Origin of the sequence: Methanospirillum sp. (assembly GCF_028679455.1) — an archaeon.
Lineage (GTDB): Archaea > Halobacteriota > Methanomicrobia > Methanomicrobiales > Methanospirillaceae > Methanospirillum.
Genome location: NZ_JAJRBM010000084.1, coordinates 1 through 3,392 on the forward strand (window position 1 = coordinate 1; position 3,392 = coordinate 3,392).

General features: G+C 44.1%; 6 protein-coding genes. 1 reads left to right on the top strand and 5 read right to left on the bottom strand.

Going from position 1 to position 3,392, the window contains the following annotated elements:
* On the bottom strand, positions 1-256 hold a 256-nt coding region (locus LUQ50_RS02705; RefSeq protein ID WP_300035800.1), incomplete at its 3' end, for a hypothetical protein.
* Positions 257-628: 372 nt separating this feature from the next.
* Between LUQ50_RS02705 and LUQ50_RS02710 the strand changes: the two genes are divergently transcribed.
* Positions 629-1,264: a type 1 glutamine amidotransferase family protein gene (locus LUQ50_RS02710; RefSeq protein ID WP_300035803.1), complete on the top strand. Its 636-nt coding sequence runs from the start codon at positions 629-631 to the stop codon at positions 1,262-1,264.
* A 134-nt stretch (positions 1,265-1,398) separates the two neighbouring features.
* Here LUQ50_RS02710 and LUQ50_RS02715 read toward each other — a convergent pair whose 3' ends face one another.
* From LUQ50_RS02715 to LUQ50_RS02730, 4 genes are all read right to left on the bottom strand, one after another.
* On the bottom strand, positions 1,399-1,644 hold the full coding sequence (locus LUQ50_RS02715) for a hypothetical protein (protein ID WP_300035806.1): 246 nt from the start codon (positions 1,642-1,644) through the stop codon (positions 1,399-1,401).
* The gene (locus LUQ50_RS02720) at positions 1,641-1,826 is read right to left on the bottom strand and encodes a hypothetical protein (RefSeq protein WP_300035809.1); all 186 of its coding nucleotides are present in this window, start codon (positions 1,824-1,826) and stop codon (positions 1,641-1,643) included. The genes LUQ50_RS02715 and LUQ50_RS02720 overlap by 4 nt, the downstream gene beginning before the upstream one ends.
* A gap of 130 nt (positions 1,827-1,956) precedes the next feature.
* Entirely contained in the window at positions 1,957-2,316 is a 360-nt protein-coding gene (locus LUQ50_RS02725) for a nuclear transport factor 2 family protein (protein WP_367278943.1), read from the bottom strand.
* 90 nt (positions 2,317-2,406) lie between these two features.
* Positions 2,407-3,392: MFS transporter (locus LUQ50_RS02730; protein WP_300035815.1), on the bottom strand; the 986-nt coding region annotated here is incomplete at its 5' end.

Sequence of the window (3,392 nt, forward strand, 5' to 3'; positions counted from 1 at the left end):
CACAACGAACGATTGCAGTTTTTGGATATTTTTTCCTGAAATGTCTGATCTGGTCAGATATTTCTTCAGGAGATCCCAACCGGCCGGTGAGGATTACATCAGCATCTTGTGAACCCTGTATGTCAGTGCCTTCAGTATCGTCAATCCTGGTGACTAGGTATGATCCCGATAGACTCAGGTGAGTCCGGATACGCTCGTAATCTTCCTGATTATATCCGATACAGACAACATGGAATGGAGATGAGTAGGTTTTCATAGCATGTAAGGTTCAGAATAATCTCTATGTCACCATATAATACTAGTGGATAAATCTGTGTTTAGAACTCAGGCATCAGGGAGTAGATATGAGTAGAGAGTTACGCAAACTCAGATTACTGCATAAAAATCGTACATATTGGTTATTTCATCTTCTGTTTTACCCATATCAGGATATTATAGGCAATGATCCTTTCTTCCTACCAAAGATCTTTCGCGGTTAGGTATAGCAGATTTCCGACAGATCCCCGGGTAGGAGATATGCCGGATCATTCATGCCATTAACCGGTCAACAACTCCTTAAATTACCTATATATGGTTTCATCTGACTCGTTGAGTAGGTATATCTGAAGACTTATCCCACTTATGAACAATGACGAACCTTTTGTACCTCTATATTCACGATACCATGGCAGACTGGGAACCTGCCTATCTTCTTGCTGAACTTGTTTCTGGAAGATTTCTGATGGGCCCTGATCAGCGGTACCAACTTCGTCTCTGTGGGCGGACCCGGGATCCGATCACTTCCATGGGAGGAATCCATCTGGTTCCCGATATGACGATGGATGATATCGAGGCTGGTCCTGGCAGACTGCTCATCCTCCCGGGAGGAACGACCTGGCTTGATCCGGTACAGGGCCCGGTGCTTGCAACAGTCAGAGAGATTTTAAAGACCGAAATGGTGGTCGGTGCCATATGCGGGGCGACCATGGGGCTCGCCAATGCCGGAATGCTCAATAACCGCCCCCACACAAGTAATGATCTCGTTGCTCTGAAGCAGTTCTGCCCCGGATATGCCGGTGATGCATATTATGTCTCCAAACCTGCAGTCACTGATGGCAATCTCATCACCGCTAGCGGACTTTCGGCTGTGGATTTTACCTATGAGGTGATGAAAAAACTGGGTGTCATGCGGGAGACAACCCTTGAGGCATGGTATCATCTGTACCTAACCAAAAAACCAGAATATTTTTACCAGATTATGGAATCGATGGGAAATGGGAGATAAGCGGGAACATATTACTGCTCTCAGTTCAGGTGGCCGACCTGAATAAAGAATTCTGCAATGATAATCTGATTATTCAGAAAAAAGAGAATAATATTATCTTTTTTTATGTATGTGCATCAGGGGATACCTGGAAATCAGATCCCCCCAGTGCTTCTGCCATTACCTTCGCCAGTTCCTGAATCTGCTCTTCTGGTGATGAGAACTACTGCCATTGCAGTAGTTTTACTATGAGAGATGCTCAGAGAGATGTCATACTGGTTGCCGGGATTCATTGGTCCATCGGAATGAATGGTGACATACGGGACTCCGGACTGGTATTTTAGTATCTCTATCTCCCGGTACTCAACTGGTTCTTCTCCTACACAAGAGAGTGCTTTCACAACCGCTTCCTTGGCACAGAATCGTGCTGCAAGATGGGGGCAGGGTGATGAAATGAGTAACAGTATTCAAGTTCAGAACTGGTTAAGACTCGTTGGAGAAAGGCAGCATCGTTATCTCTATCAAGGCAGAACCGGTCTATCTCTTCTACATCACATCCGATCCCGGTAGTCTGCGAACTCATGGTCTTCATCTTCGGTCTCCTTTTTCTGTCGTCCGGATGATTACATCCCAGATCTCCTTATCTCCAAACCTCCAGATATCCTAATCCCTGACATTCATATCACGTAATCGAAGAACATCACAATGTTCTTTTATTTCCTGGGTATCGGTAACCCCTGCTGCCTGAGAAACGTAAGTTTATCCCAGTACCCGCGTTGAAAGATGATTTTTGAATCAACGATGTGGAAGAACCCACACCCCCGGAGACCAAGAGGATCACGCCACTCCATAATGGCCCATTCTCCGTCTTCAAACATGTTTTCAACAATACAGGTCATTTTAGCATGAGCAAAACTATCAATGAACATGTTCCGGATGGATTCACGCCCCTGAATTGGCTCTTCTGCTACCTGATGGTTAATCGCATTATCGCTATATAATTGAGCCAGTGTATTGGCATCTGCATTGTTAAAGGCTTCAACAAATTTTTGGAGAACTTCTTTTGGTCGCATCATCTGATTCAATACACATGTTACGACATCAGGTATAAGAGAGCATCATTTTATTGTACCAGTATACCGACTGAGAGGACGAGCCAGATCTTACAGATCCAGTTCTTTCAAATCTCTGCCCTTTGTTTCGGGAAATACCCAGATCCAGATACCTGCTGCTATCGCAAATAAGGCACCAATCACAATTCCGGTTCCCAAATCCGCAAATTGTCCGATATATACCACAAGAATTGGCGTAACCAACTGTATTCCTCTAGCCAGGTTAAAAGCGGTACCACTGGCCATGTTCCTTATCGCTGTAGGAAATAACTCCGAGAAAATCGGGCCATATCCACCAAAAAAACCAGTTCCAAACCCGACTAATACCAGGGATCCCAAAATTATAATCGGATTTGCTTCAAAAAGATTCCATAACAGAGTTATCATAACAAGACCAAGTGCCATGATACCAGTATAGATACTGAACGTTATCCTGCGTCCGATATGGTCCGTAATATAACCAAATGAAAAATAACCAATTATTCCTCCGATCTGTGCAATAATCATCCAGGTTGTTGATTTACTCAAAGATAAGGATCGATCCAGATACAAATATTCAGGCAACCAGGAATAGCAGAACCAGTATGCTGACATTCCCAGAATTGCGAGTACGAGAGAATAAAGGAACATATATCGATATTTTCGAGAGAGAAGGAGTTTAAATCCATAAGAGGTATTACGGGGTTTTAGATTCCCATATTCCGGGTTACCCATACTCTTTTCTTTCCAGAGATCTGATTCAGGAAGATTTTTTCGTATAAAAAGCACCAGAAGCGCTGGAAGTGCTGACAGTATGAAACATAATCTCCATCCAATTATTGGTGAGAGAAAGCCTCCTACGAAAGATGCAAGAAGGATTCCAAACGGAGCTCCGGTCTGCATAATAGCTCCAAATCTCCCTCTGCTACAGGGAGGGAAGATCTCACAGACAAAGGTCTGACCGGCAGCCCATTCTCCGCCAATCCCAAGACCAGTGATTATTCTGAAGAGGAGCAGAGTTTCCAGACTATTTGCAAATCCGCATAACAACGTTCCTG

Coding starts and splice junctions, on each gene's coding strand:
- LUQ50_RS02720 (WP_300035809.1), bottom strand. CDS start 1,826: ATGAGTTCGCAGACTACCGGGATCGGATGTGATGTAGAAGAGATAGAC.
- LUQ50_RS02725 (WP_367278943.1), bottom strand. CDS start 2,316: ATGCGACCAAAAGAAGTTCTCCAAAAATTTGTTGAAGCCTTTAACAAT.
- LUQ50_RS02710 (WP_300035803.1), top strand. CDS start 629: ATGACGAACCTTTTGTACCTCTATATTCACGATACCATGGCAGACTGG.